This is a genomic window from Sulfitobacter sp. OXR-159 (assembly GCF_034377145.1).
GTDB lineage: Bacteria > Pseudomonadota > Alphaproteobacteria > Rhodobacterales > Rhodobacteraceae > Sulfitobacter.
In genome coordinates, this window is record NZ_CP139710.1 from 97,257 (window position 1) to 113,612 (window position 16,356).

Annotated in this window: 17 protein-coding genes and 1 pseudogene; 6 read left to right on the top strand and 12 right to left on the bottom strand. The window is 56.0% G+C overall.

Translation table 11 applies throughout. The features are described from left to right. Positions 1–22: 22 nt before the first annotated feature. The 4 genes from T8A63_RS20465 to T8A63_RS20480 are packed head-to-tail and all read right to left on the bottom strand — an operon-like array spanning position 23 to position 3,492. Positions 23–943 (bottom strand): ABC transporter permease, encoded by a 921-nt coding sequence (locus tag T8A63_RS20465; RefSeq protein WP_276154618.1) that lies wholly within the window; start codon positions 941–943, stop codon positions 23–25. Then, positions 940–1,821 carry an ABC transporter permease gene (locus tag T8A63_RS20470; RefSeq protein ID WP_411976638.1) on the bottom strand — a complete coding sequence of 294 codons (882 nt, stop codon included), beginning with the start codon at positions 1,819–1,821 and terminating at the stop codon, positions 940–942. The genes T8A63_RS20465 and T8A63_RS20470 overlap by 4 nt, the downstream gene beginning before the upstream one ends. Beyond that, the gene (locus T8A63_RS20475) at positions 1,817–2,416 is read right to left on the bottom strand and encodes an ANTAR domain-containing response regulator (RefSeq protein ID WP_322346413.1); all 600 of its coding nucleotides are present in this window, start codon (positions 2,414–2,416) and stop codon (positions 1,817–1,819) included. Before T8A63_RS20475 ends, T8A63_RS20470 begins: the two co-directional genes overlap by 5 nt. Further along, positions 2,416–3,492, bottom strand: coding sequence for a transporter substrate-binding protein (locus T8A63_RS20480; protein ID WP_322346416.1), 1,077 nt, complete (start codon positions 3,490–3,492; stop codon positions 2,416–2,418). The genes T8A63_RS20475 and T8A63_RS20480 overlap by 1 nt, the downstream gene beginning before the upstream one ends. A 523-nt stretch (positions 3,493–4,015) precedes the next feature. Here T8A63_RS20480 and T8A63_RS20485 point away from each other — a divergent pair. The 4 genes from T8A63_RS20485 (at position 4,016) to T8A63_RS20500 (ending at position 6,724) form a co-directional block, all read left to right on the top strand. Further along, positions 4,016–4,618, top strand: coding sequence for a hypothetical protein (locus tag T8A63_RS20485; RefSeq protein ID WP_322346417.1), 603 nt, complete (start codon positions 4,016–4,018; stop codon positions 4,616–4,618). A 145-nt stretch (positions 4,619–4,763) separates the two neighbouring features. Continuing rightward, positions 4,764–5,417 (top strand): 5-formyltetrahydrofolate cyclo-ligase, encoded by a 654-nt coding sequence (locus tag T8A63_RS20490; protein WP_322346418.1) that lies wholly within the window; start codon positions 4,764–4,766, stop codon positions 5,415–5,417. Positions 5,418–5,628: 211 nt separating this feature from the next. Then, complete coding sequence (locus T8A63_RS20495) at positions 5,629–5,952, top strand: hypothetical protein (RefSeq protein WP_322346420.1); 324 nt, start codon at positions 5,629–5,631, stop codon at positions 5,950–5,952. A gap of 148 nt (positions 5,953–6,100) precedes the next feature. Beyond that, positions 6,101–6,724 (top strand): hypothetical protein, encoded by a 624-nt coding sequence (locus T8A63_RS20500; protein ID WP_322346422.1) that lies wholly within the window; start codon positions 6,101–6,103, stop codon positions 6,722–6,724. A gap of 47 nt (positions 6,725–6,771) precedes the next feature. On the opposite strand, the gene T8A63_RS20505 is transcribed toward T8A63_RS20500, so the two are convergent. The 3 genes from T8A63_RS20505 to T8A63_RS20515 form a co-directional block, all read right to left on the bottom strand. Then, positions 6,772–7,608, bottom strand: a complete 837-nt coding sequence (locus T8A63_RS20505) for a sulfotransferase (RefSeq protein WP_322346424.1) — start codon at positions 7,606–7,608, stop codon at positions 6,772–6,774. A 32-nt stretch (positions 7,609–7,640) separates the two neighbouring features. Then, the gene (locus tag T8A63_RS20510; RefSeq protein WP_322346426.1) at positions 7,641–9,047 is read right to left on the bottom strand and encodes a sulfotransferase family 2 domain-containing protein; all 1,407 of its coding nucleotides are present in this window, start codon (positions 9,045–9,047) and stop codon (positions 7,641–7,643) included. Between the two features lie 1,781 nt (positions 9,048–10,828). Next, positions 10,829–11,185: a hypothetical protein gene (locus T8A63_RS20515; RefSeq protein ID WP_322346428.1), complete on the bottom strand. Its 357-nt coding sequence runs from the start codon at positions 11,183–11,185 to the stop codon at positions 10,829–10,831. A 407-nt stretch (positions 11,186–11,592) separates the two neighbouring features. Here T8A63_RS20515 and T8A63_RS20520 point away from each other — a divergent pair. Continuing rightward, positions 11,593–11,994 (top strand): annotated as a pseudogene (locus T8A63_RS20520) (FAD-dependent oxidoreductase); the annotation flags it as partial. A gap of 4 nt (positions 11,995–11,998) precedes the next feature. Here the strand turns inward: T8A63_RS20520 and T8A63_RS20525 are convergent. The 4 genes from T8A63_RS20525 to T8A63_RS20540 all read right to left on the bottom strand — a co-directional run bounded on the left by T8A63_RS20525 (position 11,999) and on the right by T8A63_RS20540 (position 13,944). Further along, entirely contained in the window at positions 11,999–12,355 is a 357-nt protein-coding gene (locus T8A63_RS20525) for a type II toxin-antitoxin system RelE/ParE family toxin (RefSeq protein ID WP_322346429.1), read from the bottom strand. After that, the gene (locus T8A63_RS20530; protein WP_317388904.1) at positions 12,345–12,602 is read right to left on the bottom strand and encodes a ribbon-helix-helix domain-containing protein; all 258 of its coding nucleotides are present in this window, start codon (positions 12,600–12,602) and stop codon (positions 12,345–12,347) included. The genes T8A63_RS20525 and T8A63_RS20530 overlap by 11 nt, the downstream gene beginning before the upstream one ends. A gap of 112 nt (positions 12,603–12,714) precedes the next feature. Further along, positions 12,715–13,449, bottom strand: coding sequence for a hypothetical protein (locus T8A63_RS20535; RefSeq protein WP_322346431.1), 735 nt, complete (start codon positions 13,447–13,449; stop codon positions 12,715–12,717). 138 nt (positions 13,450–13,587) lie between these two features. After that, positions 13,588–13,944 (bottom strand): hypothetical protein, encoded by a 357-nt coding sequence (locus tag T8A63_RS20540; RefSeq protein WP_322346433.1) that lies wholly within the window; start codon positions 13,942–13,944, stop codon positions 13,588–13,590. 405 nt (positions 13,945–14,349) lie between these two features. On the opposite strand from T8A63_RS20540, the gene T8A63_RS20545 reads away from it, so the two are divergent. After that, positions 14,350–15,708: an FAD-dependent oxidoreductase gene (locus tag T8A63_RS20545; RefSeq protein WP_322346434.1), complete on the top strand. Its 1,359-nt coding sequence runs from the start codon at positions 14,350–14,352 to the stop codon at positions 15,706–15,708. Positions 15,709–15,759: 51 nt separating this feature from the next. Here the strand turns inward: T8A63_RS20545 and T8A63_RS20550 are convergent, their stop codons facing one another. Beyond that, positions 15,760–16,269 carry a hypothetical protein gene (locus tag T8A63_RS20550; protein WP_322346435.1) on the bottom strand — a complete coding sequence of 170 codons (510 nt, stop codon included), beginning with the start codon at positions 16,267–16,269 and terminating at the stop codon, positions 15,760–15,762. Positions 16,270–16,356 lie beyond the last annotated feature (87 nt).

Genomic DNA, 16,356 nt, shown 5'->3' on the forward strand with positions numbered 1-16,356 from the left:
GGATCGTTTTTTGATTTGAGATTTAGCGGACCTTGATCCGCGGGTCGGCAAATAGCGTGGCAATGTCGGCCACGAGATTGCCAAGCACGATGGCGCAGGCCGAAACCAGCGTGACGCCCATGATGATTGGAATGTCGACACGCTGGATCGCTTGCCATGCAAGCTGACCGATGCCGGGCCAACCAAAGACAGATTCAACGATCACGATGCCGCCCATAAAGATGCCGATATCGATGCCGATCATCGCAATGACGGGCAAGATCGCATTGGGCAGCGCATGGCGCAGCAGCACCCGCGCCCGCGACAGACCTTTTGCATGGGCCGTTCGGATGAAGTCTTGGCGCAATACGTCGATCATCGAAGACCGCATCATGCGACTATACCAACCCGAGCCGAGGATACCCAAGGTCAGCGCGGGCAACACCAGATGCCCGAAAGTGCCGTAGCCGCCGATAGGGAACCAACCCAGCTGGACCGCAAAAACATAAAGCAGCAAAAGCCCTACGACGAACTGCGGCGCGCTCACGCCAATAAAGGACGCAATCATCAACGTGTTGTCGGTGGTGGTACCGCGGCGCAAAGCCGCGATAATGCCCATGCCTAAGCCCAGCACCAATTCCGCTGAAATCGCGCCGACCATCAACAAAAGCGTTGCAGGCAAACGCGCTGCAATCAGCGCGCTCACTTCGGTTTTCTGCAGGTAAGACCGGCCAAGATCGAACTGCAGAAGGTCCATCAGGTAGCGCCAGTATTGCACGATGAAGGGCTGATCGAGGCCTAATTGCTCACGGATGTTCGCGACAGTCTGCGCGGTCGCTGACCGCCCGGCGATCTGGCGCACCGGGTCGGAAGGCAGCAGGTAGAGCAACGCGAAGGTGATGAAAGATACTCCCAGCAGGATCATGGCGGATTGCAGCAAACGGCGGCCGAGGAAATTAATCATTGGTCCTGCCCTCTTTGTGTCGGGTCGAGCACATCGCGGAGCGCATCACCCACAAGGTTGAAGGCCAGCGCCAAAATCACGATTGCCAAACCTGGAAAGAACACGAGCCAAGGCGCGGCCTGGAAATAGGTCTGGTTCTCAAAAATGATGTTGCCCCAGCTCGGTGTGGGCGGCTGCACGCCGACCCCGAGATAGCTAAGCGTCGCCTCCAACAGCACAGTGGTGGAGATGCCGAGCGTGCCCCAGACGATGATCATCGGCACCAGATGCGGCAGAATATGGCGAAACAAAATGCGCAGATGCCCTGCGCCCAAAGTCTTTTCCGCTGCAATGAACTCACGCTGCGACAAGGATGACGTCTCTGTATAGATCACCCGTGCGGTCTGCACCCAGTTCACCGTGGCAATCACCAACGCCACGATCCACAACGATGGTTGGAAGATCGCCGCAAGGCAGATCGCCAGCAACAGCGCCGGAAAGGCCATCATCAGGTCCGTAAGCCGCATCAGCGCACTCCCAATGAAGCCGCGGAAATAACCTGCTGTGATGCCGATCAGGGTCCCGATCACCAGTGCCACCCCATTCGCCACCAGCCCGATAATCAGAGATGTGCGCGCCCCGTATAGAATGCGGGTCAACAGATCGCGTCCCAACAGGTCCGTCCCCAGTGGAAACTGTGCTCCCGGCGGCATCGGTGCACCCTGTAGCGTCAGCCCGTCGAACATCTGGTCATTGGGCTCATAGGGTGTGAGCCATGGCGCAAAGATCGCCCCAAAAAACGTCAGCGCAATCAACGCAAGGCCAACGAGCGCCAGTTTACGGCGGCGCAGACGGGTCCATACCGAGGGTGCAGCACTGCGCAGGGTGGCAGGTTCAATTGCAGTCACGCAAATTTCCTTCGTCTTTAGCATTTTCGACGATGCGCAACGCAGCATCCTCAACATTGATGCGCCAAGCCATCGCCATTTGTCGCAGCTGGTCATAAGCGGCGTCTTGGGATTTGCCATGCGCTGACAGCAATGCCACCGCCTGCACCACGGTTTGGCGCGCGGATACGCGATGGCGCAGTTGCTTGATCTGAGCGTTCAGGCTTTGGCGCAGTTCAAACGAATGATGCGCCATCAGCAGCGCTGAGAAGGCACCACTTGATCCCACCGGTTTGAGCAGCAATGCATCTGCGCCCATGCGCGCGGCCCATTCAATCCGCCCGGGCGCTTCGGACCCAACGAGGGCGATCATTGGCATCGGGGCTTTGCCCGGTTCCCAAGGGAACTGTGCGTCATAGCCCATGTCTGTATCGTAAAAGACAAAATCCGCCGTAATGGCCCAAGCTGGAAGGTCTGGCCAGGCATGGATAACCCTCAGACCGATCGCCTTGAGTTGGCGCATTAGAGCCGCAGCATGATCGGGCACGGGATGCACGACTAAGGCGCAGGCCTGATCGAGATTGGGGATACCAAGAAGGCCCGCCATCAGGACACGACGCTCAGGCGGGGGCGGTCAATACGCGGGTGGCGCGCGGGCCGGGTCAGATAGGGATCAGGCGCCACGTCCGACCAATGGTGCAACACTTTGAAAACCCCATCGCGCACCTGTGCCACATCAACCTCAAGCGTGCTGTGATGGGTTGCGGGATCTATTCCAAAAAGATCGCCCTGTTCGGCGATGAAACTTTCAAAGGGTTGTTCGCCTTGAGACACGAGCATCGCCGCCAAGGTATGTACAGATTGCCGCGAGATATTCTCAAATGAGGAATCCCGCCCGCCCTCGCTTTGAGAGGCACAAAAGTGCGGCCCCACTGACACCAGCCCTTCAGCCGCATCCCCCAAGAGTGGTAGCTCTGCTTCCGTCAGGTTGCACGACACCACCGGGCATTGCTCTGGACGAAAATGCGGATCCCGCCGACCTAGGTCGGCATAGGCCCGCAAAAAGGCATAGGAGCTGGCGCCAACCAATGAGTTAAGGATGAACCGGGGCCGTAGGCTTTCGATCTCAGCGATCAGCGTGGCGATGTCTTCCTCGCCCAAGGGCAGATAGCGTTCGCCCAGAACCTTCCCGCCAGCGTCTTCAACCCTCATGCGCGCCACACGACAGGTCTCCCAGCCCCAAATATAGTTCGAGCCGATCAGATAAGGCATGGTGCCGAAGTTGCCGAAACACCAGCTCAGCAAAGGCAACAGATGCTGGTTCGCGCAGGCATGATTGTAGATCACCCTGTTTGACGTTTCGAATCCCTCGAAGGGGAGATTGTACCAAAGCATCGCATTGGTCCGGTCGAGCGTGGGGATTACCTCTTTGCGCGAAGATGAGGTCACACAGCCAAAAACGTGACGCGCTTTCGAACTTTCCAGAATCTCAGCACAAAGCGGTGCATAGCGCTCCAACTGCCCCTTGGGGTCTCGAACAATAGGCTGGAAACGGATGGGATTGGAGGGATCGGCGTTGATCTCCTCAACCCCAGCGAGCGTCCCGCGCAGAACCGCCTGCGATATAGCCGCATAGGTGCCCGAACTTGAATAGAGCACGCCAAGATCAACGGTTCGTTTCACTTTTACCCCAAAAACAAAAAAAGCCCCACGCGCACTGAGAAGTGCGACATGAGGCCCGAATGCCATGCGGATGTATCCGCTTTGTCGACTTGCTATCTTGAAGGGTGCGATATGTCGAGAAAAAAATGGAATTTTGAAACTAAGTTCCACCCCCTTGCCCGTTTTGGGTCGATTGTTACCCCAGAAGCTCAAAGGATGGGCTTTGCCTTTGACAAGACGCCTAAAGAGGCGGTCCAACCTGCAGATTACCCACGTACAAATCTTGCAAGCCACTCAGGGCATTTCTTAGTCGCCCTAAGCGAAACAGCCTTAAACGAATGTCAGCGGGTAGTGATAAACGGCAGGGACTTAGACAAACGTCACCACCCCCTTTGCGCACCGCAGAGTCACGTCTGAGCGCCTCCCTTAATAGTTGAACCCCCATCGACGAGATGCCACTCAAGACGTCATTTACCACTAAAGAAAGACATTAAGATTTATGAAGCCGTTTAGATTTTTGACGCTCGCCTTCTGCGGGACCACCATGCTGGCTACAGTCTCCCACGCACAAAGCCCCCAAATCAATTTCCTAGGGGCCGGCAAGCAAATCGTAAGGTATCAAGATCTCGCTCTGACGGAGACGCAGCAGAGCAAGCTGAAGAAATTCAGCAGAGACATCGAGTATTTCGGCGGGTTTGCGGTGAACACAGAGAATGGAGCCTGGGGGTATTCTGCTGGCTTCTTTTCACAAAATATCGCAGAGCAAGCCGCCGTCAAAATCTGTGAAGGTAACGCAAGAGGCCGGCCCTGCACGCTGGTAGCTGCCGTCTTGCCGGCGACTGTGGCCCCCGGCACAAGGAATGCCTTTGGGTTTAACAAGTACAAGGAAGAGTACTACAAAAGCGAGTTCCTCCCAGAAGTGAAGCGCCAAAGGTCAGGCAGATATGCCGCCTTTGCGATCGGCAGCCGCGCCTTAGGCTACGACACCAATGCCAAATCCGCTGATGTCGCAAAGCTTAAAGCACGTCGAAACTGCGAAAAGGCAGAAGCTCGGAACCTCAGGGGATACGTGATTTCTGTCAGGAACGCGATCTCAGCGATGGACGGTCAAAAATGCAGAGTGATCGAAGTGATTGGCCCCTCATAAGCGCATATTCACCCATGGGCAGCCTCACGACCTCGCGGGGTGCCTTCGTCTTCGGGGCCGCATGCCCCTCCACAGTCTGCGCTGCGCAATGCCACTTGATTGGGGTCTTTGCGCGGCGCAGGCTGTGTTACAGAAGGGCTGAATAATGGAAGATGACGACATCGGCGGCGCCGAGCCCTGCCTGGCTCATCTTTTGGTCGACGGGCACCCTGTCGACCCTGAAACACTGCGGGATGTGGCAAGGTTTCGGACAGCAGAACGCGCCCGTTTGATGAAGGCACGGCAGAAACTATCCGTAGCGGAACATGCCGCGGCGTCCGCAAAGTTAACCGCTATGCTAGAGACACGGGTCTCTCCGCAGCAAGGCATGCGGATCGCCGTCTACTGGCCCATTCGCGCAGAGCCGGACCTGCGCGCTTGGATGGCAAAGGCGCACACCGCCGGTGCCGCTATCCTATTGCCGATCGTCACGGAACAACACGCCCCCTTGAGCTTTCGCATCTGGCAGCCAGGCTGCGCAATGCGCCGCGGTGTCTGGAACATTCCGGTACCCGCAAGCGGCGCGGAAGCGGTGCCGGACCTCGTGATCTCGCCCCTGTTGGGCGTGGACGAAACCTGTTTTCGACTTGGCAATGGCGGGGGATATTACGACCGAACCCTGGCGCAACTTAATCCTCTACCAAAGGTTATCGGCGTCGGATTTTCCCATTGCCTCATGCCAACAATTTTTCCAATGCCATGGGATATCCCAATGGACAGTGTCGTCCTTTCTGATGGAACGGCGTTTGATCGACCATAACTTCGCAGAGTTCAAAAGCCGCCACCTTCACCGTGATCCTGGGTAGCTTGGTAGCATCGCCGGCCATATTGCAATCCTGAACCCATGCGGGGCCTTCCATTCAACCGAATGCCCAAACCATCCCGGGGCAGATAACAAATTCCATGGTAGAGGCCGGCCAACTCATGCTAAGAAATATTCAATGATACAGTGGATTTACGGGGAATAGGCCATGAGCTTCAAGCTAACGATTGACGCCGAGGAAGAGGCCCTTTCTCTCAAAGTCAGCGGCTTTGACACAAAAGGTCGCGCGCTGATCCAAGCCCGGTTGGCAGAAGTCGCAGAGCTTCTCGAAGAAATTCTATCTTCTGATGAAGCCGCAAACCGTCTCACAGATGCAGAGCTCACGCGGTTAGAGCCAAGCCTCGCGGCGCTCGAGCTAAAGTACAAAATTCTTTTGCACCAGGCTGGTGAGCTGGCGCAGGCCGCTAAAGGCATCGCCCAAGGCCATGAGACAATTTCTCAGCACGGGTTTCCGGAGCTGGATGATGCCTGAGCAAAGAACGGCGACTGTCCACTTTGGGGCAAACCGTATCGCGACTGGCTTTATAGAATGCATATCAAACCACTTGGGGAAGGTCTTACTAAGTACGTCGACCAAAGCCATCACGCGCCACGAGTACGTTGAGCACTTTAGAGCGACCATGACCGCCTCAGACAAGCTGGGCCTTCTACAGGGGGCTGTTGAGCCTGTTCTAAGAAACAAAAAAGCTCTCGATGCCTTTAAGCATATCGTCATCAGCGAACACGCCCTTCTCGGCCCGGTAAGCGATATGCTAACCAAAAAGACAATGTTCCCTAAAGCCAAGCGCAGAGCTCAAAACCTCGACAATGCTTTTTCCGACCGCCAGCTGCATCTGCATTTAGCAATCGCCCCTCAAGCAGAATGCTGGACATATCTGCTGGCGGATGATGACATCTCCCCCGGTCCTTCTGACCGCGCCGTGCCAGTTCATTCTTGGGCCGACTTGGTGTCTCGCATCACGACTGCCTGCCCCAGAGCCACCCTAACAGTCTGGAATTTTGAGCAGCCCCATCAGGTCAGGCTACCGTTTTTAGCAGCCCTGCTTGATATAGATGTTGAGCTTATTGATCCTCAAACTCGCAAAGCCGTGTCGCAAGAGGCCTGTCATCACCTTAAAAGCGCAAAGCTTCTCAGCAAAATTGTTCAAATCGACGAAGAGCTACAGACACGCATGGATGCCCAATATGAGCTCGACCTGATCAGGATTGACGCCATGTCGAAGGTCACCTTGCGTAACGGGTGAGGCCAAGTTCGCCCCGCGCCACGTCAGCCCACGTTCCATGCTCTTTTTTAGGTGTCTTGATAGAAGCTTTCGCCAAAATGGCTTCGAAGAAACGCCGCCTGGGGCGCGGCCAGCTCCTCCAAACGCTCAATGACATAGTCAGGCAACTGCAGCGGTGCCGTTTGATGGACCCTTTCAGCAGCTTGAGGGTACTCAGAGGAAGCCAAGCCACAATGATGCTCAATCTTGCGCAGAAGGCTCAACGGTTCTTTGCCGATTTGTCCGTAGGGTAAGTACAGCAATTGATCGTCTGTAAAACGTGCGCTCCACCGCGGCACATTGTTCAGATAATCTCCGCGCGTACGAAGCGCAGGCATGTCTAAGAGCGCCTCCCACTCTTTTGGCGATGCAGGCAGTTTTTTTCCGCGGTGCGCATTCATGCGCAGTTGAGACTTCAACCGGTCCAAGGGGTTACGGATGAGGTAGATCAGTTTACTCTGCGACAGAAAGCGCTTGAAAAAGTCCACGCCCTCATCCGGAATACATGAGTACTCCGGCGTGACATCGAGGCATTTTTGATCCTCCGGCGCTCGGGAAAAAATGTACTTATACCACGTGCCGTTCAAAATGGGCGCGGTCTGAAGACGATCAAGATATGCCAGATAGGCCTCATCTGGGGGTGAGGCGCTTGCAAGATGGCGCGCGCGCGCCCCCTGAAGTCCCTGTTTGACATGCCACGGCGCCCACCGCCGGCATTCAGCAATGAACTTATGGTCAAAAAAATGCAGTTCCTTGAACGGCGGCACCCAAATGTCCCGTCGGGTTGCCAAAGTGACATGTAACCAAGATGTGCCTGCCTTCTGCGCGCCGATACACAGGATATCGGGTTTGCGACCTTTGTTCATATCACGTCCTGCCTGCCAGGCTCACCACCGGCTCAAACATTATTCTTCATAATCCGCTGTAGCCGCTCTTTGATTTTATCGTCTACCAGAGGCGCGGCCTTCGCCCCCGATATACGCTTGAACCGCCGATAGACGCTTGGGCCAAGCTTTAGGCGTTCAATCACCTCCATCAGGACCTTTCCGGCCGTCGGCTCCGATGCTGCCACCTTCGCCGAACGCGCAAACATATTGTCGATCATATCCCCCTTCTCCACCCAGTAGGTAAGCATGCCATCAAACAATGCCCCTCCCGATGAAAAGCGTCTGCGCGGGGGCCACGGACGCTTTGGGTAGAACAGTTTAAGCTCGCTCTCATGCAGCTTCGCCGTATTTGCGTAGATACTGGCACTCATTCCAACAGCACGTTCTCCGGAACTTCGGCCCAAATCGGCGACCGTATCAGCGATCGACACCAACCAGCGTAGGGAAAGCTCTGACCGGATCACCTCAAACTGTTCATCCAAGATCCGCCAAAAGAGCCTAAGGGCACTCTCGCAGCTCGGATCCCTGCGCAGCACGACGATCGTACAGGCCAGCAGGTGCGCGAGACGAGAGGCCCCAGAGAACTCCGGCTGAAGCTTCTGAAAATGAGCTACCAGATCTTTTGACCGCCCCGCCCAAGCCCCCGTTGGAGAGCCCGGGATAATCTCATCGGCGAAAGGCTCAAGCACAGAGCTCTCATCAGGCAGCGCTTGCGCGGCATCGTTCAGAAAGATCTTTTCGTCCGAGAAATAAGCGGGCCAAAGATCGTAGACCGTCCTGCCCTTAGGCCTCAAAGGTTCGAAGTTGTATCTTTTTTTTGCGGCTTCAGGGCGACCGGACGCATACCCCAAAAAGCGATAGTCATCCGCAAACAGGCGCATGAAGCGCTCTTCTTCCTCCGGCCGCCACCGCTCCTCGTGTTTTTGCCCGCTCCGAGACGCGCGAAGTCGCGGCAGTTCTGCTGCGATCCCGAAGTTCGCACAAAACGCCCCAAAATCCTCTTCGAGGGTTTCGAACCGAAGAACCGTGTCTGCATAAAACAAACAGTTAAACGGATGGGTCTGGGGAATGATATGATGTTTGAAGTTCCAAGGGATGTCCCGATGACTACGGTCATGGCCAACCCACGGGTCTTCCAACACGTCGAGCGCTTGCGAGATGGACAGATCAGGCCATCGCGGCTCGGCGTAATAGTCCCCCTCCAACTGATTGCCGAACTTGAACATCCGGAAAGCAGAAAGAAATCGAGCTTTAGGCTCGCGAACAACCGTCAGGCTGGGTCGGTCTCGGAAGCGCTCCGGCACATGACCAAAGTACCGTCCTTCAAGCTTCCCAAGCGCGTCGCGCACCGATGTGCCGCCGGTTTTGGGCAGGTGGATGAAAACAATACGCGGCTTGTCGATTATGAAATTTGTCATCTCTTCCTGGCTTAACCTTGGAGCCGGTACATGGGCCGCTTATCCAAACATCGAATAAAAAACGCGCAGTGTACAGAAACCCAGAGCCGCAAACACAACTTCGCCCCAGCCGATAAATGGGCCTACCGGCGAACCAGCATCGCATGGTCCCGATAAACATCGCCAATGCCCATCTAATCGGGGGCCTTGGTAAGAAGATGGGGCACGATCATCTGATCGTAGCGACCCCATCTACAGCCGCCTATTCGGCGGAGAAAGCTGGGACCAGTGCATAGACAGCATGAGCACGCTCTGCCATCCGTGTTTTCTCAGCCGCCTGTTCGGCGGCAAAACCGGGCCCAGTAAGAAGATGGGTGCAACCGGCGAACCGACAAGACCCAAATCTTCAGCCGCCTATTCGGCGGTAAGACAAGGCCTCCGCGACGGGGGCCTTGGTAAGAAGATGGGGCACGATCATCTGATCGTAGCGACCCCATCTACAGCCGCCTATTCGGCGGAGAAAGCTGGGACCAGTGCATAGACAGCATGAGCACGCTCTGCCATCCGTGTTTTCTCAGCCGCCTGTTCGGCGGTAAAACCGGGCCCAGTAAGGGGATGGATGCGGCCGGCGAACCGACAAAACCCAAATCCTCAGCCGCCTATTCGGCGGTGAAACAAGGCCTCCGCGACGCGGAGCCTTGGTAAGAAGATGGGGCACGATCATCTGATCGTAGCAGCCCCATCTACAGCCGCCTATGCGGCGGAGAAAGCTGGGCCCGGCGTAAAGACAGCATAAGAAAGCTCTGCCATCGTCGTTTCTAAGCCGCCTATTCGGCGGTGAAACAAGGCCTCCGCGACGGGGGCCTTGGTAAGAAGATGGGGCACGATCATCTGATCGTAGCAACCCCATCTACAGCCGCCTATGCGGCGGAGAAAGCTGGGCCCGGCGTAAAGACAGCATAAGAAAGCTTTGCCATCGTCGTTTCTAAGCCGCCTATTCGGCGGTAAAACCGGGCCCAGTAAGGAGATGGGTGCGGCCGGCGAACCGACAAAACCCAAATCCTCAGCCGCCTATGCGGCGGTGAAACAAGGCCTCCGCGACGGGGGCCTTGGTAAGAAGATGGGGCACGATCATCTGATCGTAGCAACCCCATCTACAGCCGCCTATGCGGCGGAGAAAGCTGGGGCCGGCGTAAAGACAGCAGAAGAAAGCTTTGCCATCGTCGTTTCTAAGCCGCCTATTCGGCGGTAAAACCGGGCCCAGTAAGGAGATGGGTCCGGCCGGCGAACCGACAAAACCCAAATCCTCAGCCGCCTATTCGGCGGTGAAACAAGGCCTCCGCGACGGGGGGCCTTGGTAAAAAGATGGGGCACGATCATCTGATCGTAGCAGCCCCATCTACAGCCGCCTATGCGGCGGAGAAAGCTGGGCCCGGCGTAAAGACAGCAGAAGAAAGCTTTGCCATCGTCGTTTCTAAGCCGCCTATTCGGCGGTAAAACCGGGCCCAGTAAGGAGATGGGTCCGGCCGGCGAACCGACAAAACCCAAATCCTCAGCCGCCTATTCGGCGGTGAAACAAGGCCTCCGCGACGGGGGGCCTTGGCTAAAAGATGGGGCACGATCATCTGATCGTAGCAACCCCATCTGCAGCCGCCTATGCGGCGGAGAATAGTAGGACCAATGAGATCCATCGGTTCCCGCAGTGACCATCTAAAGCGTGCTTCAATATTATTTAACTGATTTGCGCCTTTACCAATCGCATCGGGTAAGCACCTTTGTTGCGACACACGCCAAAATGCTTTTCATGCAGACCAACCACAGATGAGGGGCCCGTTCGCAGAGATATCTTCAGCGAGAAACGCAACGATTGCAGGGTAGTAGCGCAGCAGCTCTTTCCATTCCGTACCTCGCGCATCAAGGTCGTGGAACGCATCAGGAATGTCAGCCAAAGCCTCGTCTGGGGAAAGACCACAGTCGATAAACCCGTCTTCGATCATACCTTCGACTACAGCCAGAGTGTCAAGGGTAACGTAGAAATCGCTGTAGTCTTCGTAGACATTCCCGCCAGAACCATTGGCAAGTGCCTCGAAAAAATCATCGTGGTTGCGCAGGTAAAACACCTCCTCCCCATCGCGGTAAAAACCAATATCCAGTCCCATCTGTGTATCCTTTCCAGTTTGATGGTTCAGGTTGAGCGGCACTTGCAGCGCCTAAAAATAAACTGGGAACGATTTTTGGGGGCCGATAATGAAATCCTGCACTTTAGCCAAAAAAGTTACACCGTGCCCAAAAGGGTGAGGCCAACGCAAAGCTACAGCGGTAGGGGGCCATCCCTCGACGCCATCCAATTGGGGCGCAGCATCAAGATCGAGCGGCCGGTTTCAGAACTTTGATGAGCCTATAGCTGGTGCACCGCGACGCGCCAAAAAGTGCAGACATAATGTGTCTTCGCGGGGCTGCGCAAAAGCCTGCTTTCCTGCGCTGCTTTGTCCCGAGCCGTTGCGATCCGGATAGAGGCCGTGCAACTACCGCGCATAGCCTGAACGACCTTCTACGGGAGCAAAAAATGCAAATCACTGAGCCGTCCCGCCAAATTGATGTCCTACATACCACGGATGTGCTCGTTGTTGGCGCAGGCCCGGGGGGCTTGGCCGCAGCTCTGGCTGCTGCACGTGCAGGTGTTGATGTTACACTAGTCGAACGTTTCGGTTGCTTTGGGGGCAATATCACGACCGTGGGCGTGGAAGGCTTTGCTTGGTATCGCCATGAAAAGACCGTTGAAGCAAACGGTATCGGGCGCGAGTTTGCAGAACGTGCGTCGCGCCCGTTTTGGAAGGCGACCGTATCATCGGCATTATCACCGAATCCAAAGCCGGTCGGGAAGCTATCCTTGGTAAAAGTGACCATTGACGCCACAGGGGATGCCGACATCGCCCACCGCGCCGGAGCGCCCGTCACGCACCCCCCAAGCGTCAGTTCTCAGTGACAATCAACAGGCGGGCTAATATACGTGCCTCGTGGTCTTGGCCTCCGAAAAAAATCGCAAGAATGCGTACTCGGTGTTGGTGATCGTCTACATCGAAATAGAGGACGGCACGCCCCTTGGTGACGTTACGAATGCGCTTGCCGAGATGTGGACGAAGAGTCCCCTGATAGGGTGCCTCGCCCAAGCTGCGCATGGCGCTTTCTATCTCGGCCAGTCTTTGCTCCGCGAGGATAAAAGCACGTTGTCCGTCTTCCCCGAACTCTCGCACTGACTTGATGAGAAATTCGAAGATTAGGTCAAGATCGTGATCGACACCGTCACCACGAACGACGTCAAAGACCATGTTCGGCTTTCTTCCGCGCAATCATATCTTGAGTCCGGCGCTCACCCTCATCAAGTGATACAAAAGTGCCAGCCTGACGCTTGGCCAGAAGCTCCCGCAGTGCATCAGTCGCTTGTGATTGCTCCCTCAGGAGTTCCAGCCCCTGCTGCACGACGGCGCTCAGAGTAGCATAGCGCCCCTGGGCCACGAGATCGCGCGCGTAAGCCTCTTGGGCCTCGCTAATGGATACGGATGCTTTCACGCTCATATGGATCACCTCAGCCTTATACTACTAAGTAGTATAACCCCGACAATCCGTTGTCGATAGTTTTGAGTAAACTGCAGCCTGGAAGGCACGACAAACGTCGTGCCGTGATACGTTACATTACTCCAAGCTCCCGCAGGCGGTCATCGTCCAATTTAGGCACGGTCAGCGGCGGAGGGGGCGGGATAAATTTTCGGACATGCGACTTTGACACCCGGGACTTTTTCTGATCCGCAGTTGTCCAGTCCAAGAAGTCCAAGAGGCCACCTTTGCGCGTGTCCTGGTTTATGCGCGCGGCAGCATCGTGCATACTGCCTGAGACCAAGGCAGTAACAGCATAGGGCAAAGCAGGCTTAAGCTTCTTAATACCCGACCCGTTTGTTCCCCAGACGTTCAAGACGCTGAGCGTCTCCATCGTCAGATAAGCCTGCCCGGTGAGAAGCGTGTGGGAATATTCGTCGGCCATCTGCATCAGGATATCACCTACAGAACAAAGAAGTTCAGGCCCCTGGCACCTCTGAAAGCTCAAAAGCGCGTCTTGGAGACGTTCCGGCAGGTCATCAAGTTCGATCCGTCGAAACGCGTCTCCATCCCATAGAACAACGGCGTCAAAGACAAACCTGCTTAGATGATAGGGCTCATCAGTAAACACGAAGGAAAGCGCGCGAACTTCGGCGCGGGAGCCCTCCCATTGGGCACAAAGACCAGCCAACTGGCTTTGCCAATGCTCATCAGGTGCCAATTCTGTATCCCTCATGGGCATAGGGTCAGAACCATACCCCATCCAATGGTGCCCCTTCTGGGCTTTCTCGATCAGATCTTCGGTGTGGTTCAGAGTAGATTTGGTCATGGTTTACCCTTTTTTGGATTTTTGAGTTTGCGGGACGTAAAGCGGAGCCACGTCGCCGCGCAGAGGTTTGAGGGGGGGAGTAGGGTTTCTGTCTTGCAGGGCCGGAAGCTCTTCTGTGCTCTACCCGGCGCCTCGCCTTCAGGCAGACCAGCTGCAGATGAGAGGGCCGTTTTCAATGATGTCATTGGCAAGGAACGTGACAACCGCAGGGTAGTAGAGCAGCAGGTCCTTCCATTCCGCGGCCCGTGCATCCAATTCGTGCAATTCCTCGGGGATGTCGAACAAAGCATCGGCCAGAGTGAGGCCCGAGGCGGCGAACTCCTCTTCAAGCATGTTCGCAACCACTGCCAACGTGCCGAGCGTGACATAGAAGTCACTATACCCCTCATAGACATTCCCGCCAGAGCCTTTCGCAAACGCGTCAAAGAGACCGTCGTGGTTGCGCAGGTAAAACACCTCCTCCCCATCGCGGTAAAAACCAGTATCCAGTCCCATCTGTGTATCCTTTCCAGTTTGATGGTTCAGGTTAAGCGCACTTGCAGCGCCTAATCATGAGCTGGTGACGATTTTGGGGGGGCGATAATCAAATCGTGCATTTTCTCAAAAAAAGTTTCACCGCGCCCAAAAGGGTGAGGCCAACGCAAAGCCATAGCGGTAGAAGGCCATCCCTCGACGCCACCCAATTGGGGCGCAGCATCAAGATCGAGCGGCCGGTTTCAGAACTTTGATGAGCCTATAGCTGGCGCACCGCGACGCGCCAAAAAGTGCAGGCATAATGTGTCTTTGCGGGGCTGCGCATAAGCCTGCTTTCCTGCGCTGCTTTGCCCCGAGCCGTTGCGATCCGGGTAAAGGCCGTGCAACTACCGCGCATAGCCTGAACGACCTTCTACGAGAGAAAAAATGCAAATCACTGAGCCGTCCCGCCAAATTGATGTCCTACATACCACGGATGTGCTCGTTGTTGGCGCAGGCCCGGGGGGCTTGGCCGCAGCTCTGGCTGCTGCACGTGCAGGTGTTGATGTTACACTAGTCGAACGTTTCGGTTGCTTTGGGGGCAATATCACGACCGTGGGCGTGGAAGGCTTTGCTTGGTATCGCCATGAAAAGACCGTTGAAGCAAACGGTATTGGGCGCGAGTTTGAAGAACGTGCCAAGGCGATGGGGGCCGCTGTCCCCGAAGCCCAGTCCCTTAGCTATGAGCTCGACAGCGAAGGGTTCAAAGTCGTTGCGGATCAATTGGTCGAAGAAGCTGGCATCGTGCCGATGCTACATCGTCTGTTCGTCGCGCCCGTTATGGAAGGCGACCGTATCATCGGCATTATCACCGAATCCAAAGCCGGTCGGGAAGCTATCCTTGGTAAAGTGGTCATTGACGCCACAGGGGATGCCGACATCGCCCACCGCGCCGGAGCGCCCGTCACCCACCCCCCTCGGGAAGAGTTGCAGGCTGCAAGCGTCATGTTCCACGTCGCGGGCGTGGACAAGAAAAAGTTCATGGAAGAGGTGCATGCCAACCCGCAGACCTATTCCGATTGGTCCACTGGCGAATGGACAGTCGAAACCGACGGCAAAGAAGACGAGATGTTTTCGCCTTTCCTCAAAAAACCGTTTGAAGCGGCGCGCAAAGCCGGGGTCATTCCCGCGGATCTGACCACCATCGCAGGCACTTGGGGCGCGGTGCATGACAGCGGTGAGATGACCTATATGAACCTGGTCCATCTAGACAATTGCGATGGGACCGACCCCAAAGACCTTACTCACTTCGAAATCGAGGGCCGCCGCCAAGCGATGATGGCCATTGAAGCCTTGCGCAGGTTTGCGCCTGGATGCGAGGGCGTCCGCCTGCGCAACTTCGGTATGACGCTAGGAGTGCGGGACACGCGCAAAATCGATGCGATCTATAACATGACAGAAACGGATGTGCGCCACGAAGCACGCTTTGAGGACAGCATCGGTATTTATCCGGAATTTATCGACGGCTATGGGGTCCTCATCCTGCCGACGACAGGGCGTTACATGCACATTCCCTATCGATCATTGCTGCCCAAAAAAATCAAAGGATTGTTGGTCGCGGGGCGTGCGACCGGGGGGGACCGTATCGCCCACGCCGCAACGCGCAACATGGCGTGCTGCGCTGTCGCAGGGCAAGGTGCCGGGATTGCCGCAGCTCAAGCAGTCAAATCGCGATCGGAACTAGAGAATGTCGATCTGGCTGCCATTCACAAGGAGTTGGATCGGCAGGGCGTACGTCGGGTATGACGCGGCGCAGCTGTTAAGTCACAACTGCGCCGCGCCTTTAAAGCCGGAGCATTACGCTACTGCAGGATGAAAGCCTGAACCCCGGCCATGCCGACTAAGCTCCTTTAAAGCCGCGCAAAGAACAAACACCATTCCGACGGCTTCCAGCAGCTCCTCGACGTGATAGAACGTCGCATAGAAGCCATAGGGCCCATACGACGACAGGATTGCACCACTTACCATCTCAAGACCAAATGCGCCGCCAAAAAACATCGCGATCCCCAAAGCGAAACTACGGCGAGCAGGCGCAGAGGCACTTCGAATTATCAGCGCGAAAATTGCAAGCAGCCCTGCCGCCACAATCATACCGGGGATAACCCAAGCAAAGTGCAAAAAACCGCTGCCGCCGCCCATAGTGAGTCCAAACCCCTCCAGCCGCTCGTGGATACTGATCATATCGTCCAAAGAAAGCAGTAGGATAGCCGTCGCGGTCAGACCCCAAACCCTTCGCCGCCTATTCGGCGGTGAAATCGGATCTGTGCGTATCGACTCCACATTCACCCAGCCATCACGCAAGCCCATTCTCGTCATGAGAAGACACGGAGCGCGCAGCCCCCTTTGGCTATGGGCACAAGTCCTACAATGATTGTTCGACCTCAAGCTGGGGAT

What these genes read in the sequence shown, in the direction of transcription:
- T8A63_RS20465 (WP_276154618.1), bottom strand. Translation starts at nt 943, where the DNA reads ATGATTAATTTCCTCGGCCGCCGTTTGCTGCAATCCGCCATGATCCTG.
- T8A63_RS20475 (WP_322346413.1), bottom strand. Translation starts at nt 2,416, where the DNA reads ATGGCGGGCCTTCTTGGTATCCCCAATCTCGATCAGGCCTGCGCCTTA.
- T8A63_RS20485 (WP_322346417.1), top strand. Translation starts at nt 4,016, where the DNA reads ATGCTGGCTACAGTCTCCCACGCACAAAGCCCCCAAATCAATTTCCTA.
- T8A63_RS20490 (WP_322346418.1), top strand. Translation starts at nt 4,764, where the DNA reads ATGGAAGATGACGACATCGGCGGCGCCGAGCCCTGCCTGGCTCATCTT.
- T8A63_RS20495 (WP_322346420.1), top strand. Translation starts at nt 5,629, where the DNA reads ATGAGCTTCAAGCTAACGATTGACGCCGAGGAAGAGGCCCTTTCTCTC.
- T8A63_RS20500 (WP_322346422.1), top strand. Translation starts at nt 6,101, where the DNA reads ATGACCGCCTCAGACAAGCTGGGCCTTCTACAGGGGGCTGTTGAGCCT.
- T8A63_RS20505 (WP_322346424.1), bottom strand. Translation starts at nt 7,608, where the DNA reads ATGAACAAAGGTCGCAAACCCGATATCCTGTGTATCGGCGCGCAGAAG.
- T8A63_RS20510 (WP_322346426.1), bottom strand. Translation starts at nt 9,047, where the DNA reads ATGACAAATTTCATAATCGACAAGCCGCGTATTGTTTTCATCCACCTG.
- T8A63_RS20515 (WP_322346428.1), bottom strand. Translation starts at nt 11,185, where the DNA reads ATGGGACTGGATATTGGTTTTTACCGCGATGGGGAGGAGGTGTTTTAC.
- T8A63_RS20525 (WP_322346429.1), bottom strand. Translation starts at nt 12,355, where the DNA reads ATGGTCTTTGACGTCGTTCGTGGTGACGGTGTCGATCACGATCTTGAC.
- T8A63_RS20530 (WP_317388904.1), bottom strand. Translation starts at nt 12,602, where the DNA reads ATGAGCGTGAAAGCATCCGTATCCATTAGCGAGGCCCAAGAGGCTTAC.
- T8A63_RS20535 (WP_322346431.1), bottom strand. Translation starts at nt 13,449, where the DNA reads ATGACCAAATCTACTCTGAACCACACCGAAGATCTGATCGAGAAAGCC.
- T8A63_RS20540 (WP_322346433.1), bottom strand. Translation starts at nt 13,944, where the DNA reads ATGGGACTGGATACTGGTTTTTACCGCGATGGGGAGGAGGTGTTTTAC.
- T8A63_RS20545 (WP_322346434.1), top strand. Translation starts at nt 14,350, where the DNA reads ATGCAAATCACTGAGCCGTCCCGCCAAATTGATGTCCTACATACCACG.
- T8A63_RS20550 (WP_322346435.1), bottom strand. Translation starts at nt 16,269, where the DNA reads ATGGGCTTGCGTGATGGCTGGGTGAATGTGGAGTCGATACGCACAGAT.